The following is a 15,696-nucleotide window of genomic DNA, read 5'->3' as shown; positions in this document are numbered from 1 at the left end:
GCCATGAAACAAGCTATTTTCCTGCAAAAGACGGGTTTTTACGGGCGTATTTAAAGTGATAATCATAAGATATCTGGTACGGGAAACGCTCAAAAGCCAACTTGCGATCCTATTCATCCTGCTGTTGATCTTCTTTTGTCAAAAGCTGGTCAGGATCCTCGGTGCGGCGGTTGACGGTGACATCCCGGCAAATCTGGTGCTCTCGCTGCTGGGGCTGGGCGTGCCAGAAATGGCGCAACTTATCTTGCCATTAAGCCTGTTCCTCGGGCTGCTCATGACGCTGGGCAAACTGTATACCGAAAGTGAAATTACGGTGATGCACGCCTGCGGGCTGAGTAAGGCCGTACTGGTGAAAGCGGCGATGGTGCTGGCGCTGTTTACCAGTATCTTTGCGGCGATCAACGTGATGTGGGCGGGGCCCTGGTCTTCAAAGCATCAGGACGAAGTGCTGGCGGAAGCGAAAGCGAACCCCGGCATGGCGGCACTCGCGCAGGGACAGTTCCAGCAGGCCACTAACGGCAGCTCGGTGCTGTTTATCGAAAGCGTCGATGGCAGTAATTTCAAAGATGTGTTCCTCGCGCAGATCCGCCCAAAAGGTAACGCCCGTCCTTCCGTGGTCGTGGCCGATTCCGGACATCTGACGCAACTGCGCGATGGCTCCCAGGTGGTGTCGCTGAACGAAGGTACGCGCTTTGAAGGGACCGCGCTGCTGCGTGACTTCCGCATTACCGACTTCAAGGACTATCAGGCGATTATCGGCCATCAGGCCGTGGCGCTGGATCCGAACGACACCGACCAGATGGACATGCACACGCTGTGGACGACCGACACCGATCGCGCCCGTGCGGAGCTGCACTGGCGTATCACGTTAGTATTCACGGTGGCGATGATGGCGCTGATGGTGGTACCGCTGAGTGTGGTGAATCCACGTCAGGGACGCGTACTGTCGATGCTGCCCGCCATGCTGCTGTATCTGATGTTCTTCCTGATCCAGACCTCACTGAAGTCGAACGGCGGCAAAGGGAAACTGGATCCAGTGTTCTGGATGTGGACGGTTAACCTGAGTTATCTGGCTCTGGCGATTGCGCTTAACCTGTGGGATACGGTGCCTGTGCGCCGCTTGCGTGCCCGTTTTCTGCGTAAAGGAGCGGTATAATGCAGCCCTTTGGTGTACTTGACCGCTATATCGGTAAAACCATTTTTACCACCATCATGATGACGTTGTTCATGCTGGTGTCGCTCTCCGGCATCATCAAGTTTGTTGACCAGTTGAAAAAGGCCGGGCAGGGGAGCTACGACGCGATGGGGGCCGGGCTGTATACGCTGCTCAGTGCCCCTAAAGACATTCAGATCTTCTTCCCGATGGCGGCGCTGCTCGGCGCGCTGCTGGGATTGGGCATGCTGGCCCAGCGTAGTGAACTGGTGGTGATGCAGGCGTCTGGTTTTACCCGGATGCAGGTTGCGCTGTCGGTGATGAAAACCGCTATTCCGCTGGTGCTGTTGACGATGGCTATCGGGGAATGGGTTGCGCCGCAGGGTGAACAGATGGCGCGTAACTACCGCGCACAGCAGATGTACGGTGGTTCGCTGCTGTCTACCCAGCAAGGGCTGTGGGCGAAAGACGGCGACAGCTTTGTCTACATTGAGCGGGTGAAAGGCGACGAAGAGTTAGGGGGTATCAGTATTTATACCTTTAACGACCAGCGTCGTTTGCAGTCCGTGCGCTATGCGGCGTCTGCCAAATTTGATAAAGACAATAAGGTCTGGCGTCTGTCGCAGGTGGATGAGTCCAACCTGCAGGATCCGAAGCAGGTTACCGGTTCACAAACCGTGAGCGGCACCTGGAAGACCAACCTCACGCCAGACAAACTCGGTGTCGTGGCGCTGGATCCGGATGCGCTGTCGATCAGCGGTCTGCATAATTACGTGAAGTACCTGAAGTCCAGCGGCCAGGACGCCGGACGCTACCAGCTCAACATGTGGAGTAAAGTCTTCCAGCCGCTGTCCGTGGCGGTGATGATGCTGATGGCGCTGTCGTTCATCTTTGGCCCGCTGCGTAGTGTGCCGATGGGCGTGCGTGTAGTGACGGGGATTAGCTTCGGTTTCGTGTTCTACGTACTGGACCAGATCTTTGGTCCGCTGACGCTGGTATACGGTATTCCACCGATTATCGGGGCGCTGCTGCCAAGTGCCAGCTTCTTCCTGATAAGCCTGTGGCTGATGCTGCGTAAATCGTAATTACAGCCCGCCATCCGGCAACGTCACACGCAGTGCCGGATGGCGCTGCGCTTATCCGGTCCTACTCAGGACCCGTAGGCCAGATAAGGCGTTAACGCCTTATCTGGCAAAGTAACACAGGCACTAGCGTTTTCTTCCGCCCATCAAACTTCCCAACATGCCACGAATAATCTGATTGGTGACCTGACGCGCCGCGCTTTTCGCCACGCTCTGCACCACACCATCACGCTTGCCGCCGCGCGGCCCGGTGCTGCCAAACAAGATATCCTTCAGCCCGCCGAGAATACCGTCGTCCACTGCGACCGCTTTGCCGTTGGCGGGAGGTGTGTTTTGCTGCTCAGTACTGGCCTGCACGCCTTGCTGTAAACGCTCATAGGCCGACTCACGGTCAACCTCTTCTTCATATTTGCCGTACAGCGCGGAGTGATTAATCAGCCCGTTGCGCTCATCGTCGGTTACCGGTCCCATGCGCGAGCACGGCGCAATCACCATCGCCCGCTCCACCACCGACGGACTGCCTTTGGCATCGAGGAACGAGATTAGCGCCTCGCCGGTCCCCAGTTCCTGAATGGCTTTTTCGGTATCAAATGCCGGATTGGCGCGCATGGTTTGTGCCGCAGTTTTCACCGCTTTCTGGTCTTTGGGTGTGAACGCGCGCAGGGCGTGCTGCACGCGGTTACCCAATTGACCGAGCACGTTGTCCGGAATATCGGCGGGGTTTTGCGACACGAACCAAACACCGACGCCTTTCGAGCGGATAAGGCGGATCACCTGTTCGATTTTATCCAGCAATACCTGCGGGGCATCGTTGAACAACAGATGGGCTTCGTCGAAGAAGAACACCAGCTTGGGTTTTTCCAGATCGCCCGCTTCCGGCAACTGCTCGTACAGTTCGGAGAGCATCCACAGCAGGCTGGCGGCGTACAGTTTGGGCATCTGGTACAGTTTTTCTGCGCTAAGGATGTTGATTATCCCCTTGCCGCTGGCGTCGGTGCGCATCCAGTCTTTGATATCCAGCATCGGCTCACCAAAGAAATGCGCCGCGCCCTGTTGCTCCAGCGACAGTAGCCCGCGCTGGATAGCCCCGACCGAGGCGCTACTGATATTGCCGTACTGATTCTGGAAGGATTTGGCGTTATCGCCGATGTACTGAGTGATAGCCCGCAGGTCTTTGAAATCGAGCAGCAGCAGCCCCTGGTCATCCGCAATGCGGAAGATAATATCCAGCACGCCGGACTGCACATCGTTCAGGTTCAGCAGGCGGGCCAGCAGCAGCGGGCCGAGATCCGATACCGTGGCGCGCACCGGGTGACCTTTCTCACCGAAGATATCCCACACCGTGACCGGATTATCATGCGGCTGCCAGTCGGTAATACCGATGTTGTTCAGGCGGGTCAGCAGCTTTTCAGACGCCTGTCCTGCCTGCGCTACGCCGGTTAAGTCGCCTTTAACATCGGCCATAAACACCGGCACGCCGATCTCCGACAGCGATTCGGCCAGCTTCTGCAAGGTGACGGTTTTACCGGTCCCGGTCGCGCCGGTAATCAGCCCGTGGCGGTTGGCCATGCCAGGCAGTAAAAACAGTTCGGTGTCCGGCGTGCGGGCAATTAACAGGGGTGCGCTCATTGAGATTTCCTCCATTTATCCTGCCTGGAGTATAGGCAATGTCGATGAAAGAGAATATGCGCAGGGGAGAGAAAATGACTTAAAGCGTATTGCCGTGATAAATCTGATATCCCAAATCTACGGTGTTGTGGTTATGGTCGTTGTTCTTGATTTTACTGAGCAACATCTGCGCCGCCATGCGACCAATGTCGAAACGTGGGGTGATCACGCTCGCGAGGCTTGGGATCATCTGCCTGCCCATTTCCAGCCCGTGGAATCCGGCAATCGAGATCTGCTCCGGCACAGCCAGATCGCGCTCGCGGCACAGCAGCAGCGCGCCCATCGCAATATCGTCGTTGGTACAGAACACGCCGTCTACATCCGGGTGCGCAGCCAGCGCGTCACGCATCATCTGGGTACCGAGATGGATGGAGGAGATGGCGCGCGGATTCACGCGCAGTGGTTCCAGACCCCGGCGAGTCATGGCATCGCAATAGCCGCGATAGCGCTGCTCGTCACGGACGTCGTCTTTCGAACCCAGATACAGGATTTTGTGGCGCGGGCGTTTATCCAGCATGGTGCTGACCATATCAAACGCCGCCTGGCGGTTATCGAATCCCACCTCCATATCCAGACGATCGCCCTGGATATCCATCAGCTCAACCACCGGAATAGTCGCTGAACGCAGAAACTTCACGGTACGTAAAGTGTGATATTTCTCGGAAAGAATAATGCCGTCGATGTTGTACGACAGCAGGTTGATAACCGATTCTTCCTCGGACTCCCGATCGTAATTGTAGTTGGCGATCAGCGTTTGATAGTTATGGTCCGAGGTCACGGATTCAATCCCCGCCAGAATGTCGGCAAACAGCTGGTTTTGAAACGAGGGGATCAGCACGCCGAGCGTATAGCTTTGCGCGTTCAACAGCATTGCCGGCGCGCGGTTGGGGATGTAGTTAATCTCCTCCATAATCTGCGCGATGCGCTCGCCGGTTTCCTTTGCGACTTTTTTCGGCGAGCGGATGTAGCGACTCACCGTCATTTTGGTCACACCCGCCAGGGTGGCGATATCTTGCAAAGAAATTCTGTGGTTCCTCATCTTCTCTCCTGAGCCGGGGAGCGCTGGCTTGTGCTCCCCGGTAATGCCGAACTAATGCAGAATGGCGTTAAGCGCCAGAACCCCAAGGAGTCCCATAATGGAAATCAACGTTTCCATGACTGTCCAGGTGCGCAACGTTTCGCCGACGCTGAGATTAAAATAGCCTTTAAACAGCCAGAATCCCGGATCGTTAACGTGGGAAGCAATCACGCTGCCCGCACCGGTTGCCAGCACCATCAGCGCCGGATCGGCATGGGTGACGTTAATAATCGGCAGCACCACGCCCGCGGTAGTAATCGCCGCCACGGTGGCTGAACCGAGTGCGATGCGCAGCAACGCCGCGACCGTCCAGCACATCAGCAGCGGAGAGAGTGAGGTACCGGTCATCAGGTGTGAGATATACTGGCCCACGCCGCTGTCGACCAACACCTGCTTAAACGCCCCACCGCCGGCGATGATAAACACAATCATGGCGATGGCGCCGATAGAGTCGCCAATGATATCCATTATTTGCTCGATCGTACGTCCGTTACGACGGCCAAGGGTAAAAATGGCGAGGACGATGGCAATAAACAAGGCGACAGCAGGGTTACCGATAAACTCAAAGAACACCCGCACGCTGTTGGTCTTCGGTAGCGTAATTTCGCACACTGCGGCGACCGCCATCAGTATGACCGGGATAACCGCGGCAAAGATACTGTTCCAGAACGACGGCATCTCTTCTTCGGTGAACAAGTGAGGGTTAAATAAGCCTTCCGGCGGCGCTTTCTCAAAGCGGGTCAGCAGCTTGGAGAACAGCGGCCCGGCGACAATCACCGTCGGGATAGTAATGATAAAGCCGTACAGCAGCGTGGTGCCAAGGTTGGCCTCGAAGATCGTGGCAATCGCCGTTGGTCCCGGATGAGGCGGCAGAAAACAGTGGGTCACGGACAGCGCCGCCACCATCGGCACGCCGACGTACAGCAGCGGCAGTCCGGATGAGGCCACCACCGTAAACACCAGCGGCAGCAGCAGAACAAAACCGACTTCGAAGAACATCGCCAGACCGACGACCAGCCCGGTAATGACCAGCGCCCACTGCACGCGTTTTTTACCGAACGTGCCAATCAGCGTAGTGGCGATGCGCTGGGCCGCGCCTGTATCGGAGATTAGCTTTCCGAGCATGGCGCCGAACCCGAGGATCATCGCCAGCCCGCCGAGCGTCCCGCCGATCCCATTTTGTATTGAGTGCAGAACGGCCTGGGCATCCATCCCTTCGGCAAAACCGACGACCGCCGCTACCAGGACCAGAGCAATAAAGCCGTTAACTTTAAAGCCAATCATCAGGACCAGGAGCAGCGCGACGCCTGCCGCAATAATAATTAATGGCATAATCTTTTCTCTTATAAATTATGTAGAGTGGTGTGCCAAAAATGCAGCGCCAGGGCGCTGCGTGATGTTGCGTTGTGTTGTATCAGACGGCGACCAGCATGCCGCCATCGACAAACAGCAGGTGTCCGTTAACAAAATCGGATGCTTTGGACGAGAGGAAAACCGCCGCACCAATTAGCTCCTGCGGATCGCCCCAACGTGCGGCAGGCGTCCGTTTGCACAGCCAGGCGGTGAAGGCTTCGTCTTCGACCAGCGCTTTGGTCATCTCGGTTTTGAAGTAGCCCGGCGCGATGCCGTTCACCTGGATATTGTGGCGCGCCAGCTCAACGCACATCCCACGGGTGAGCATTTTTACCGCCCCTTTTGAGGCGGCATATGGCGTGATGGTGTCGCGGCCCAGTTCGCTCTGCATGGAGCAGATGTTGATGACTTTCCCGGCCTGGCGTTCCACCATGCGACGAGTGACCGCCTGCGACACCAGGAATACTGCCGTCTGGTTCACCGCAATCACGTCGTTCCAGTCCTGTTCCGGGAACTCGGTGAACGGATGACGGCGCTGAATACCGGCGTTATTCACCAACACATCAATCGGGCCAATATCTTTTTCGATATGGTCAATGGCGGCGTCGATATCCTGTTTATGCGTAACATTGAAAGGCGCGGCAACGGCGCGGATCCCTTCCTGCTGCAGTTTTGCCACGGCGGCTTCTGCGCGTTCCGGCGTAATGTCATTGACGATGATCTGCGCGCCATATTTGCCCAGCCCGGTCGCCAGTAAATAACCAATTCCCTGCGCCGAACCGGTGATCAGAATATTTTTGCCATCCAGTGAAAAAAGATCGTTCATCATGCTATTCCTTATTTTATGTCTTCAAAAACGAGCTGGACTTTCGCCGCCTGGGTTTTATCCCCGGCGAAGATCAGCGCCTGTTCAAGGTCGGTAAACGGATATTCGGCGCTGAGTAACGGCAGCGGATCGATAACGTTATTTGCCAGCCACGACACCGCGGTATTGAATTCGGTGGTAAAGCGGAACGAGCCTTTAAGCGCGATCTCTTTGCCGATCAGCATCATCATCGGGAACTCTGGTACCGCGCCGCCCATGCCGACCTGCACCATCACGCCTTTCGCGCGGGTGACTTCCAGACAGGTGGTGATTGAGGAAGGATGGCCGGAGACTTCGAAGCTGACGTCAAAATAGCCTTTCTCTTTTTTCCATGCGTCGAGCGAGTCTTGTTGCGGATTAATCAGCGTGTCTGCGCCCATCTGTTGCGCCAGCGAAAGCGAACGCGGGCTGACGTCTGCACAGACGATTTCTGCTGCGCCGAGCGTTTTCACTGCGCTGACGATCAGGCAGCCAATTGGCCCAACGCCGGAGATAAACACCCGTTTACCCTGCAGGTCGCCCGCTTCATGCGCGGCATGGATTGCTACCGCCAGCGGTTCGGCAAAGGCCATGACTTTTTCATCGGCCTGCTGCGGGTAGGGGATGCACTGCGCGGTATCGACGGTTTTAAACCGGGTAAAGCCGCCGTCAACATGGGGAAAATACATGGCGCTGCCAAAAAATCGCATCTCTGTACACTGATTTTCTTCATGCTGCAGACAGTATTTGCAGTGGCCGCAGGGCTTCGACGGGTTAATCGCCACCGACTGACCTTCATGTAATTCAGGTGAATCACTCTGGACCACTTTACCAATAACTTCATGGCCTAAAATCATCGGGGCTTTAACGGTAAAATTACCGACTTTGCCTTCCTGATAATAATGTAAATCGGAACCACAAATTCCCCCGCGGGTAATTTGCACTAACGTTCCTTTATTATTCCATTCAATATTTTGGTCGGTAATGGCAACAGCTTTCTTACCCGCGACAACGCAGGATTGGGTTTTGACTTGCATAAATTCCTCACTGGTCAGGTAGTAACCTCGGCAGCATTTAAACGGTTTTAATTGTTATTATTTGTGATGAAGATCACGCTGGAAAATTGTTACACTACAATGTTACGCATAACGTGATGCGCCTTGTAAATCTGCTCCGTGGTACTGAAAAAGCGTGAATTTCCCCATCAGCAAGGCGTAATATCGCGCCATGGAATATGAATCTGGAGTTTTTTAGATGGCTGGGGAAAGTTATATTTTGATGGGCGTTTCTGGTAGCGGTAAATCACTCATTGGCAGCAAAGTTGCCGCCGTATTATCCGCTAAATTCATAGATGGTGACGATCTCCATCCCGCCAAAAATATTGATAAAATGTCGGAAGGTATTCCATTAACTGATGAAGACCGGCTGCCGTGGTTAGAACGGTTAAATGACGCGTCATACAGCCTGTATAAAAAGAATGAAACCGGATTTATTGTCTGCTCGTCATTAAAAAAACAGTATCGCGATATATTGCGCCAGGGCAGCCCGAATGTGCATTTTTTGTGGCTGGATGGCGATTACGAGACTATTCTGGCGCGCATGCAGCGTCGGGCAGGGCATTTTATGCCGGTGGGATTACTAAAAAGCCAGTTCGACGCGCTGGAGTGCCCGCAGGAAGATGAACGCGATATTGCCCGCATCGACGTGAACCATGACATCGAGCATGTGACGGAACAGTGCCGCCAGGCGGTGCTCGCATTTCGTCATGGGCAATAAGCTCAGCCCCTTACGGGACTGAGCCACCGCATCAGAAATCGGCTTTTAGCACCACGCGGTAACGGGCTTTGCCGTCGCGCACGTGCTGGATAGCTTCATTGATTTTTGACATCGGGTACTGCTCGGTGACTGGCGACACCTTGCTGCGCCCGGCAAACTTCATCAGCTTGCGCAGTTCGAACGGTGTGCCGGTTGCCGAACCGGAGACGCTGCGATCGCCGGCAATTAAAGTAAACGCCGGCACTGGCAGCGGCTTCAGCACCGCGCCGACGGTGTGGAAATTACCGCCGTAGGCCAGCGCTTCAAAATAGGGCTGCCAGTCGAGATCGACGTTAACCGTATTAATGATGAGATCGAACTGGCCCGCCAGCGCTTTCAGCGCCTCCGGATCGCGACTGTTAACCACTTTATCGGCCCCCATCGCCAGCACTTCCTGTTCTTTCGCTGGGTTGGAGCTGAACGCGGTGACTTCGCACCCCATCGCGTGTAACAGCTTAATGGCGATATGCCCCAGGCCGCCGATACCAATCACCCCGACGCGGCTGGTGGCGGTGATGTGGTGCATCAGCAGCGGTTTGAACACCGTGATGCCGCCGCACAGCAATGGACCGGCAGCCGCATGATCGATGCTCTCCGGCAGCGGGATCACCCACTGCCAGTCTGCACGCAGCTTCTCGGCAAAGCCGCCGCGATTGAGGATCGTGGGAACGGCACCTTCCAGGCAATTAATCTGATTACCGCTGATACAGGCATCGCAGTGCCCGCAACTGCGCGCCGTCCAGCCGATGCCGACGCGCTGGCCGACCTTCAGGCCTTTATCCTGCGCCGCACTGCCGAGCGCCGCCACGCGACCAATCACCTCATGCCCGGCAACCAGCGGATACTGAGAGAACCCCCATTCGTTGTCGATCATCGACAAATCGGAATGGCAGATACCGCAGTATTCGACCTGTACTTCGACATCTTCCGGCTTTAGCTCGCCCGCATCATATTCATAGAGTTCGAGTTCGCTGCCCGCCTCTTTTGCGGCGTAGCTTTTTATCATCGACATCGTGTTTCCCTCAGTGTGGTGTTGAACAGGAAGTGTAGAGCATGGGGAAATAGGGTGCTTCGCAGAAGGGGGGATTAGGGCCTTTTCTGCAGCAATGCGTTGAGCCACATTTCGTCGCGGTCAGGACGCTTATCGAGCGTCGTCCAACTGCTGATTAGCGTGATATCGCTCAGCGGTGCGATCAGCTTTTCCAGTCCCTGCTCGGTGAGATCGGTAAAGTGACGGCCGTCTTTCACTCTTTCTGTTTCGCCGTATTTGAACGAGACATACCATATCCCCCCGGTTTTAAGCGCGTGAGCGAGTTTGCTCATTACACCGGGTAACGCTTCGGCGCTCACATGCAGCAACGATGCACAGCACCAGATACCATCATAGCGTTCGGTGTCGGCGATATCGTTAAATGTCATCTGTTTGACGCACAGTCCGGTATGCTGGCTGGCAAGGTTAACCATTTCTGCAGAGGCATCGAATGCTTCGACTTGATAACCTTTTTCCAGGAAGGCTTTACTGTCACGGCCGGAGCCGCAGCCTGCATCCAGAATACGTCCGCTCTGCGGGAGGTGTCGCAGGAAGGGGAGATAAAGCGATTCCATATCGACATTAACCGTAGAGCTAAAAAAATCCTGCGCGTGGCGCTGGTAATATTCGAGAGTCATCAGAATGTATCCGTTCCTTGTGCAAGGGGTTCCCATTGGTGAAAGAGTATTTTAAGCGCCTCGTTCCAGCTGTCGTTCAAAAATGTGTTTCTCAGCGTCGGGGTCGCGCCCGTCTGGCGAATCAATGTTTCACGCAGTGGAAGATGGCTGTTTATGAAATATTCATTTCTGTCCCGAAGACGCTGAAGTAGCCTGGGTGAGGGAAGTTGGGCAAATTTGCCTTTCCCACCCCGGTTACATTCTTTGCAGGCGAGTACCAAATTCCAGACGCCATCGATATTTGCGACCTGTCCCCGAGCTTTCCACGGGATAAAATGATCAACATCGGCAAAGGTGTCGTCGCCAGGGAGCAAACTAATAGGCGCAAAACAGTAGAAGCAGCGCCCCTTCTGATAACCGTTAAGGCTGTCCCGACAGCTGGAGATCGTCACCCGCCGGTCACTGTTCCTGCTAAACAGCATTTGGTCATCGTTGTCATACTCGACATTTATCAGGTGGCTGGAGATATTCATTGCCCAGGCTTGTTCGACGAGGCTCCAGCGCGCATCTGTTTCAAAAATAAGGTTTCGGTATTGCAGGCGCTCACCCAGATTGTAGAAATTATCCGTCATCCGGATGCCTTTATGCGTTTTACGCTCATCAATAAAAAAGCGTTTTTCAATTTCGCCCTGATTCACATTATGAAAGGCATCAATCACGTTATTAAACCCTTGCCGGACCGTGATGGCGGTGAGTTCATCACGCGTGATCTCGCCGTTATTAAATTGCGTACAGGCGGCAATAAACTGGCTGCTGCGTGAGGTTATCTGCTTTGGCGCATGTCTGAGATGGCGGCATAAATGGCTGCTGAACGGTACAGCCAGATCTTCAAGCGTGATGAGATCGCTGCCATCAGGTTTGAGTTCGTGCAATGCATGGGCGAGTGCAAACTTGTAGGAAGCCACATTCTTGCCAAAGAGGATAATCCCGCGCCAGTAGTTTTCCAGCGTGGGTTCAACCTGATAGAAACGCATAACGGTGTCCTGAGAACGGTTGGTAACTGCTATTACTGGATTCAGTAACGACATCTCATAGTAAACAGCAGCAAATGTAAACCGAGCGGGTCACGTTGCATTTTTTTGCGAGGTAAATTCCGGAAAAATTCAGGTTAGAGATGAGAATAGCGGGAGGAAGAAGGGCGCGTGGGCGATCGAACCGCAATGGTGCTGTTTTTTTCAACACTTAGCGCGACTATCGTGCGCTGCCGCTTGCATGGTGGCGTGCGACAGGTATAATCCACAACGTTTTCCGCATCCCTTCCGTGCCGGAGTGGCGAAATCGGTAGACGCAGTTGATTCAAAATCAACCGTAGAAATACGTGCCGGTTCGAGTCCGGCCTTCGGCACCATCGGAACATCAATAGACGTCAACAGACGTCTTTTTTTGTGCCTGAAATCCAGTATCCGCAAGGCTTTCCTCGCTTTTTCACTCAACCTAAGTCAACCTGATTCAATCTACATCAACTTATTGATGCGGGTACAACTGCGGGTATATCCCGGTTCGATAATGTTTGTACCCACACAGAACCCTTGAAAGGATATTCATCATGGCTCTGAGTGATGTGAAGGTTCGTTCGGCAAAGCCTGAAGCAAAAGCCTATAAACTTACTGATGGTGAAGGCATGGTTTTGCTGGTTCACCCTAACGGCTCCAAATACTGGCGGTTTCGTTATCGTTTCGGTGGTAAAGAGAAGATGCTGGCGCTAGGGAAGTATCCTGAAGTTTCGTTAGCTGATGCTCGATCGCGGCGAGACGAAGCGCGTAAGCTTTTAGCGAACGGCGTCGATCCCAGTGAAAACAAGAAAGCGGTTAAGGTAGAACAGGAGCAAGAGGCGATAACGTTTGAAGTGGTCGCCAGAGACTGGCATGCCAGTAATCAGAAGTGGTCTGCATCGCATAGTGCTCGTGTATTGAAAAGCCTAGAAGATAATCTCTTTGCTGCTATCGGTAAGCGGAACATTGCAGAGCTTAAGACTCGGGATCTTCTTGTACCCATTAAAGCGGTGGAGTCATCCGGACGTCTTGAAGTCGCCGCCCGTTTACAGCAGCGAACTACCGCGATTATGCGCTTTGCCGTTCAGAGCGGCTTAATCGACTACAACCCCGCGCAAGAGATTGCCGGTGCGGTTGCCACTGCTAAAAGACAGCATCGTGCGGCTCTGGAGCTTAACCGCATACCTGAATTACTTCACCGCATTGATCATTACTCCGGCAGGCCGTTAACTCGACTGGCTGTCGAACTCACTTTGTTAGTTTTCATCCGTTCAAGCGAACTGCGCTTTGCCCGTTGGTCAGAAGTGGATTTTGAAACGGCCATGTGGATGATCCCCGGTGAGCGTGAACCGTTGGACGGTGTTAAACATTCTCAGCGTGGTTCGAAGATGCGAACTCCCCATCTTGTACCCTTATCGCGGCAGGCCTTAGCTATTTTGGGAAAGATCAAAAGCATGAATGGAAATCGAGAGCTGATTTTTGTGGGCGATCACGATCCGCATAAGCCGATGAGTGAGAATACGGTGAACAAGGCTTTGCGAGTTATGGGCTATGACACCAAAACAGAAGTCTGTGGGCATGGTTTCAGGACGATGGCCTGTAGTTCACTTATTGAATCAGGATTGTGGTCGAGGGATGCGGTAGAAAGGCAGATGAGCCATCAGGAGCGTAGCTCTGTTAGGGCTGCCTACATCCATAAAGCGGAGCATCTGGGGGAGCGCCGGTTGATGCTGCAATGGTGGGCGGATTATCTGGATGCTAATCGGGAGAAAGGGGTTAGTCCGTTTGATTTTGGGAAACTAGAGTCTACGCGGTAGTAACGGCTGTCTTGAGGATAAATTTCCGCTGACGATTAAGTACTCTGAGCGAAGCCTGCCGCCTTGCGGTGGCAGGCATAGGGCTTAAGTTTTCTATTTTTTTGATACAACCTAGGTAACGCATTGGAACTACTTGATAAAATTTTCTTCGGTTAGAATGAGTGCATCATCCTCTACGGGTACTGTATTTTTTAGGAAAAATAATGGCTGTTAATCAGGCGAAAATTTTTGAGCATCTCGAGCAACTACTTGAAGGCACTGAGAAAAATGAATTTATATACGGCTTTTTAACTGCTTTTGAGTTCCCTAAATCTACCCTGAGTCAGATTCGGCAAGGTGGGGCGCGTAATGTTGCGAAAGAGCTAGGACACGTTGCATTAAAAAATAAACTCTACTACCAGCCAGTAGCGGATAATGATGATCTTGAATCTGCTTTTGACCAACGTATTGCCGATGCGGCAGTTGTAAAAAATAAGATCCGCTTTGTTCTAATAACAAATTTTGTTCGTTTTTTAGCCTGGGACACACTGACACAGGAACGTCTCGATATTGAGTTTGAAGAGTTACCACGTAACTACGGTTTTTTCTTACCGCTGGTAGGGTTGGAAAAGGCTATTCTCAATAGTGAAAACCCGGCCGATGTGAAAGCCGCTGAGAAGATGGGAAAGCTGTTTGATCTTATCAAGGAGCGTAATGATTTAAGCAAAGCAGAAGATATTCACGCGCTTAATGTTTTTCTCACTCGTTTGTTGTTTTGCTTTTTTGCCGAAGACACGGGCATCTTTGAAAAAGGTCAGTTTACTTCCGCAGTTAAGAGCTACACCGCCGAAGATGGCAGTGATTTAGATCAGTTTCTGACAGATCTGTTTGCCGTGATGAACAGCAAACCGAATAGCAAATTACGCCTGTCACTTCCGATTCATTTAGCCGCATTCCCTTATGTTAATGGTGGTTTATTCGCCAGTGATGAGCCTGTTCCAGAGTTGGGGTTGAAGGGCAGACGTATCTTACTTGAATGCAGTGCAATGGACTGGAGTGAGATTAACCCTGACATTTTCGGCAGCATGTTCCAAGCTGTGATTGATGTGGAGCAGCGTAGCCGCTTAGGACAGCATTACACTTCATACAGCAATATCATGAAAGTTATACAACCATTATTTCTGGAGCCATTGCGTTCAGAGCTTGAAAAACAACGCACAAACACGAATGGTCTCAAACGGTTGCTTCTCCGTCTGGGGAAAATGAAGGTTTTTGATCCTGCGTGTGGTTCAGGGAACTTCTTGATTGTCTCCTATAAAGAACTACGTCTTTTAGAAATGGACGTGATTCAGGCTCTTTTACAATGCGACCCACAATCCATTTTTATGAGCGGTATCCATCTCGACCAGTTTTACGGCATTGAGATTGATGATTTTGCTTGTGAAATAGCTCGGCTTTCTCTCTGGCTTGCGGAGCATCAACTAAATAAGCAGTGGGAAGAACATATTGGTTCAGCACCACCAGCGTTGCCGTTGCGATCATCAGGTAAAATTTGGAGCGGTAATAGCCTGCAAAAAGACTGGCAGGCAGTGTGTCCAAAGGGGACTGAATAGCCACGGATAATCTAGACACTTCCGAGTCGTTGATAATATTGGTTTTCATACTCCGTCGGTGGCATCTGATCGCTCGAACCATGTCGACGCTTACTGTTATAAAACATTTCGATGTAATCAAAAATATCGCTGCGTGCTTCTTCCCGTGTTCCGTAAATCTTTTTCTTTATCCGTTCACGCTTCAGTAGCTGGAAAAAGCTTTCTGCAACTGCGTTGTCGTGACAGTTACCACGACGGCTCATACTACCCTCCAGACCGTGTGATTTCAGGAACGACTGCCACTCATGGCTTGTGTACTGACTACCTTGATCAGAATGAACCAGAACCTGTTTTTGGGGATTACGTCGCCACACGGCCATCAAAAGCGCATTCAAAACAATATCTTTTGTCATCCGCGGTTGCATTGACCAGCCGATAACTTTGCGCGAGAACAGGTCAACAACTACGGCAAGATACAGCCAGCCTTCGTGGGTTCGGATGTACGTTATGTCCGTTACCCACCGTTCATCCGGTGCTTCCGGGTTGAACTGCCGCTGGAGTCTGTTGGGTGTCACGATACTGGCTTGTAGTGGTCAACAAAAACTGGCCACAGCTT

Annotated in this window: 13 protein-coding genes, 1 tRNA gene and 1 pseudogene; 6 read left to right on the top strand and 9 right to left on the bottom strand. The window is 52.8% G+C overall.

Annotated elements, in window-relative coordinates; all coding sequences use genetic code 11:
* The first annotated feature begins 55 nt into the window (after positions 1-55).
* Both lptF and lptG read left to right on the top strand, forming a co-directional pair.
* A complete protein-coding gene (gene lptF, locus FDX01_RS22190) occupies positions 56-1,156 on the top strand; it encodes an LPS export ABC transporter permease LptF (RefSeq protein ID WP_115259561.1) in 1,101 nt (366 codons plus the stop codon).
* On the top strand, positions 1,156-2,238 hold the full coding sequence (gene lptG / locus FDX01_RS22185) for an LPS export ABC transporter permease LptG (protein ID WP_115259560.1): 1,083 nt from the start codon (positions 1,156-1,158) through the stop codon (positions 2,236-2,238). The genes lptF and lptG overlap by 1 nt, the downstream gene beginning before the upstream one ends.
* Positions 2,239-2,361: 123 nt before the next feature.
* Here the strand turns inward: lptG and FDX01_RS22180 are convergent, their stop codons facing one another.
* The 5 genes from FDX01_RS22180 to idnD form a co-directional block, all read right to left on the bottom strand.
* On the bottom strand, positions 2,362-3,864 hold the full coding sequence (locus FDX01_RS22180) for a helicase HerA-like C-terminal domain-containing protein (protein WP_115259998.1): 1,503 nt from the start codon (positions 3,862-3,864) through the stop codon (positions 2,362-2,364).
* Between the two features lie 79 nt (positions 3,865-3,943).
* Complete coding sequence (locus FDX01_RS22175) at positions 3,944-4,942, bottom strand: LacI family DNA-binding transcriptional regulator (RefSeq protein WP_096758486.1); 999 nt, start codon at positions 4,940-4,942, stop codon at positions 3,944-3,946.
* 51 nt (positions 4,943-4,993) lie between these two features.
* Positions 4,994-6,316 (bottom strand): gnt-II system L-idonate transporter, encoded by a 1,323-nt coding sequence (gene idnT / locus FDX01_RS22170; RefSeq protein WP_324187049.1) that lies wholly within the window; start codon positions 6,314-6,316, stop codon positions 4,994-4,996.
* Positions 6,317-6,395: 79 nt separating this feature from the next.
* Positions 6,396-7,160 (bottom strand): gluconate 5-dehydrogenase, encoded by a 765-nt coding sequence (gene idnO, locus FDX01_RS22165; RefSeq protein WP_096758485.1) that lies wholly within the window; start codon positions 7,158-7,160, stop codon positions 6,396-6,398.
* 11 nt (positions 7,161-7,171) lie between these two features.
* A complete protein-coding gene (idnD, locus tag FDX01_RS22160) occupies positions 7,172-8,215 on the bottom strand; it encodes an L-idonate 5-dehydrogenase (RefSeq protein WP_096758484.1) in 1,044 nt (347 codons plus the stop codon).
* A gap of 217 nt (positions 8,216-8,432) precedes the next feature.
* Here idnD and idnK point away from each other — a divergent pair, with 217 nt between their 5' ends.
* On the top strand, positions 8,433-8,954 hold the full coding sequence (idnK, locus tag FDX01_RS22155) for a gluconokinase (RefSeq protein ID WP_096758483.1): 522 nt from the start codon (positions 8,433-8,435) through the stop codon (positions 8,952-8,954).
* Positions 8,955-8,985: 31 nt separating this feature from the next.
* Here the strand turns inward: idnK and FDX01_RS22150 are convergent, their stop codons facing one another.
* The 3 genes from FDX01_RS22150 to FDX01_RS22140 all read right to left on the bottom strand — a co-directional run bounded on the left by FDX01_RS22150 (position 8,986) and on the right by FDX01_RS22140 (position 11,674).
* A complete protein-coding gene (locus FDX01_RS22150; RefSeq protein ID WP_096758482.1) occupies positions 8,986-10,005 on the bottom strand; it encodes an NAD(P)-dependent alcohol dehydrogenase in 1,020 nt (339 codons plus the stop codon).
* Positions 10,006-10,079: 74 nt separating this feature from the next.
* Positions 10,080-10,661: a class I SAM-dependent methyltransferase gene (locus FDX01_RS22145; RefSeq protein ID WP_096758481.1), complete on the bottom strand. Its 582-nt coding sequence runs from the start codon at positions 10,659-10,661 to the stop codon at positions 10,080-10,082.
* Positions 10,661-11,674, bottom strand: coding sequence for an HNH endonuclease (locus FDX01_RS22140; protein ID WP_137400472.1), 1,014 nt, complete (start codon positions 11,672-11,674; stop codon positions 10,661-10,663). Before FDX01_RS22140 ends, FDX01_RS22145 begins: the two co-directional genes overlap by 1 nt.
* A gap of 289 nt (positions 11,675-11,963) precedes the next feature.
* On the opposite strand from FDX01_RS22140, the gene FDX01_RS22135 reads away from it, so the two are divergent.
* The 3 genes from FDX01_RS22135 to FDX01_RS22120 all read left to right on the top strand — a co-directional run bounded on the left by FDX01_RS22135 (position 11,964) and on the right by FDX01_RS22120 (position 15,101).
* Positions 11,964-12,048 (top strand) — tRNA-Leu (locus FDX01_RS22135).
* A 198-nt stretch (positions 12,049-12,246) separates the two neighbouring features.
* Positions 12,247-13,509 carry an integrase arm-type DNA-binding domain-containing protein gene (locus FDX01_RS22125; RefSeq protein WP_137400471.1) on the top strand — a complete coding sequence of 421 codons (1,263 nt, stop codon included), beginning with the start codon at positions 12,247-12,249 and terminating at the stop codon, positions 13,507-13,509.
* 203 nt (positions 13,510-13,712) lie between these two features.
* On the top strand, positions 13,713-15,101 hold the full coding sequence (locus FDX01_RS22120; RefSeq protein WP_212734024.1) for a DNA methyltransferase: 1,389 nt from the start codon (positions 13,713-13,715) through the stop codon (positions 15,099-15,101).
* A gap of 11 nt (positions 15,102-15,112) precedes the next feature.
* On the opposite strand, the pseudogene FDX01_RS22115 reads toward FDX01_RS22120, so the two are convergent.
* Positions 15,113-15,658: pseudogene (locus FDX01_RS22115) on the bottom strand (IS3 family transposase); the annotation flags it as partial.
* Between the last annotated feature and the right edge of the window lie 38 nt (positions 15,659-15,696).

The sequence above is a fragment of the Citrobacter sp. wls613 genome (genome assembly GCF_005281195.1).
Lineage (GTDB): Bacteria > Pseudomonadota > Gammaproteobacteria > Enterobacterales > Enterobacteriaceae > Citrobacter > Citrobacter gillenii.
The sequence above is the reverse complement of the archived record's forward strand: the minus strand, read 5'-3'. Positions and strand labels throughout refer to the sequence as shown.

Excerpts from the sequence above, each read along its gene's own strand:
- lptG (WP_115259560.1), top strand. The coding sequence starts at position 1,156 with ATGCAGCCCTTTGGTGTACTTGACCGCTATATCGGTAAAACCATTTTT.
- FDX01_RS22180 (WP_115259998.1), bottom strand. The coding sequence starts at position 3,864 with ATGAGCGCACCCCTGTTAATTGCCCGCACGCCGGACACCGAACTGTTT.
- FDX01_RS22175 (WP_096758486.1), bottom strand. The coding sequence starts at position 4,942 with ATGAGGAACCACAGAATTTCTTTGCAAGATATCGCCACCCTGGCGGGT.
- idnO (WP_096758485.1), bottom strand. The coding sequence starts at position 7,160 with ATGAACGATCTTTTTTCACTGGATGGCAAAAATATTCTGATCACCGGT.
- idnD (WP_096758484.1), bottom strand. The coding sequence starts at position 8,215 with ATGCAAGTCAAAACCCAATCCTGCGTTGTCGCGGGTAAGAAAGCTGTT.
- idnK (WP_096758483.1), top strand. The coding sequence starts at position 8,433 with ATGGCTGGGGAAAGTTATATTTTGATGGGCGTTTCTGGTAGCGGTAAA.
- FDX01_RS22150 (WP_096758482.1), bottom strand. The coding sequence starts at position 10,005 with ATGTCGATGATAAAAAGCTACGCCGCAAAAGAGGCGGGCAGCGAACTC.
- FDX01_RS22145 (WP_096758481.1), bottom strand. The coding sequence starts at position 10,661 with ATGACTCTCGAATATTACCAGCGCCACGCGCAGGATTTTTTTAGCTCT.
- FDX01_RS22140 (WP_137400472.1), bottom strand. The coding sequence starts at position 11,674 with ATGCGTTTCTATCAGGTTGAACCCACGCTGGAAAACTACTGGCGCGGG.
- FDX01_RS22125 (WP_137400471.1), top strand. The coding sequence starts at position 12,247 with ATGGCTCTGAGTGATGTGAAGGTTCGTTCGGCAAAGCCTGAAGCAAAA.
- FDX01_RS22120 (WP_212734024.1), top strand. The coding sequence starts at position 13,713 with ATGGCTGTTAATCAGGCGAAAATTTTTGAGCATCTCGAGCAACTACTT.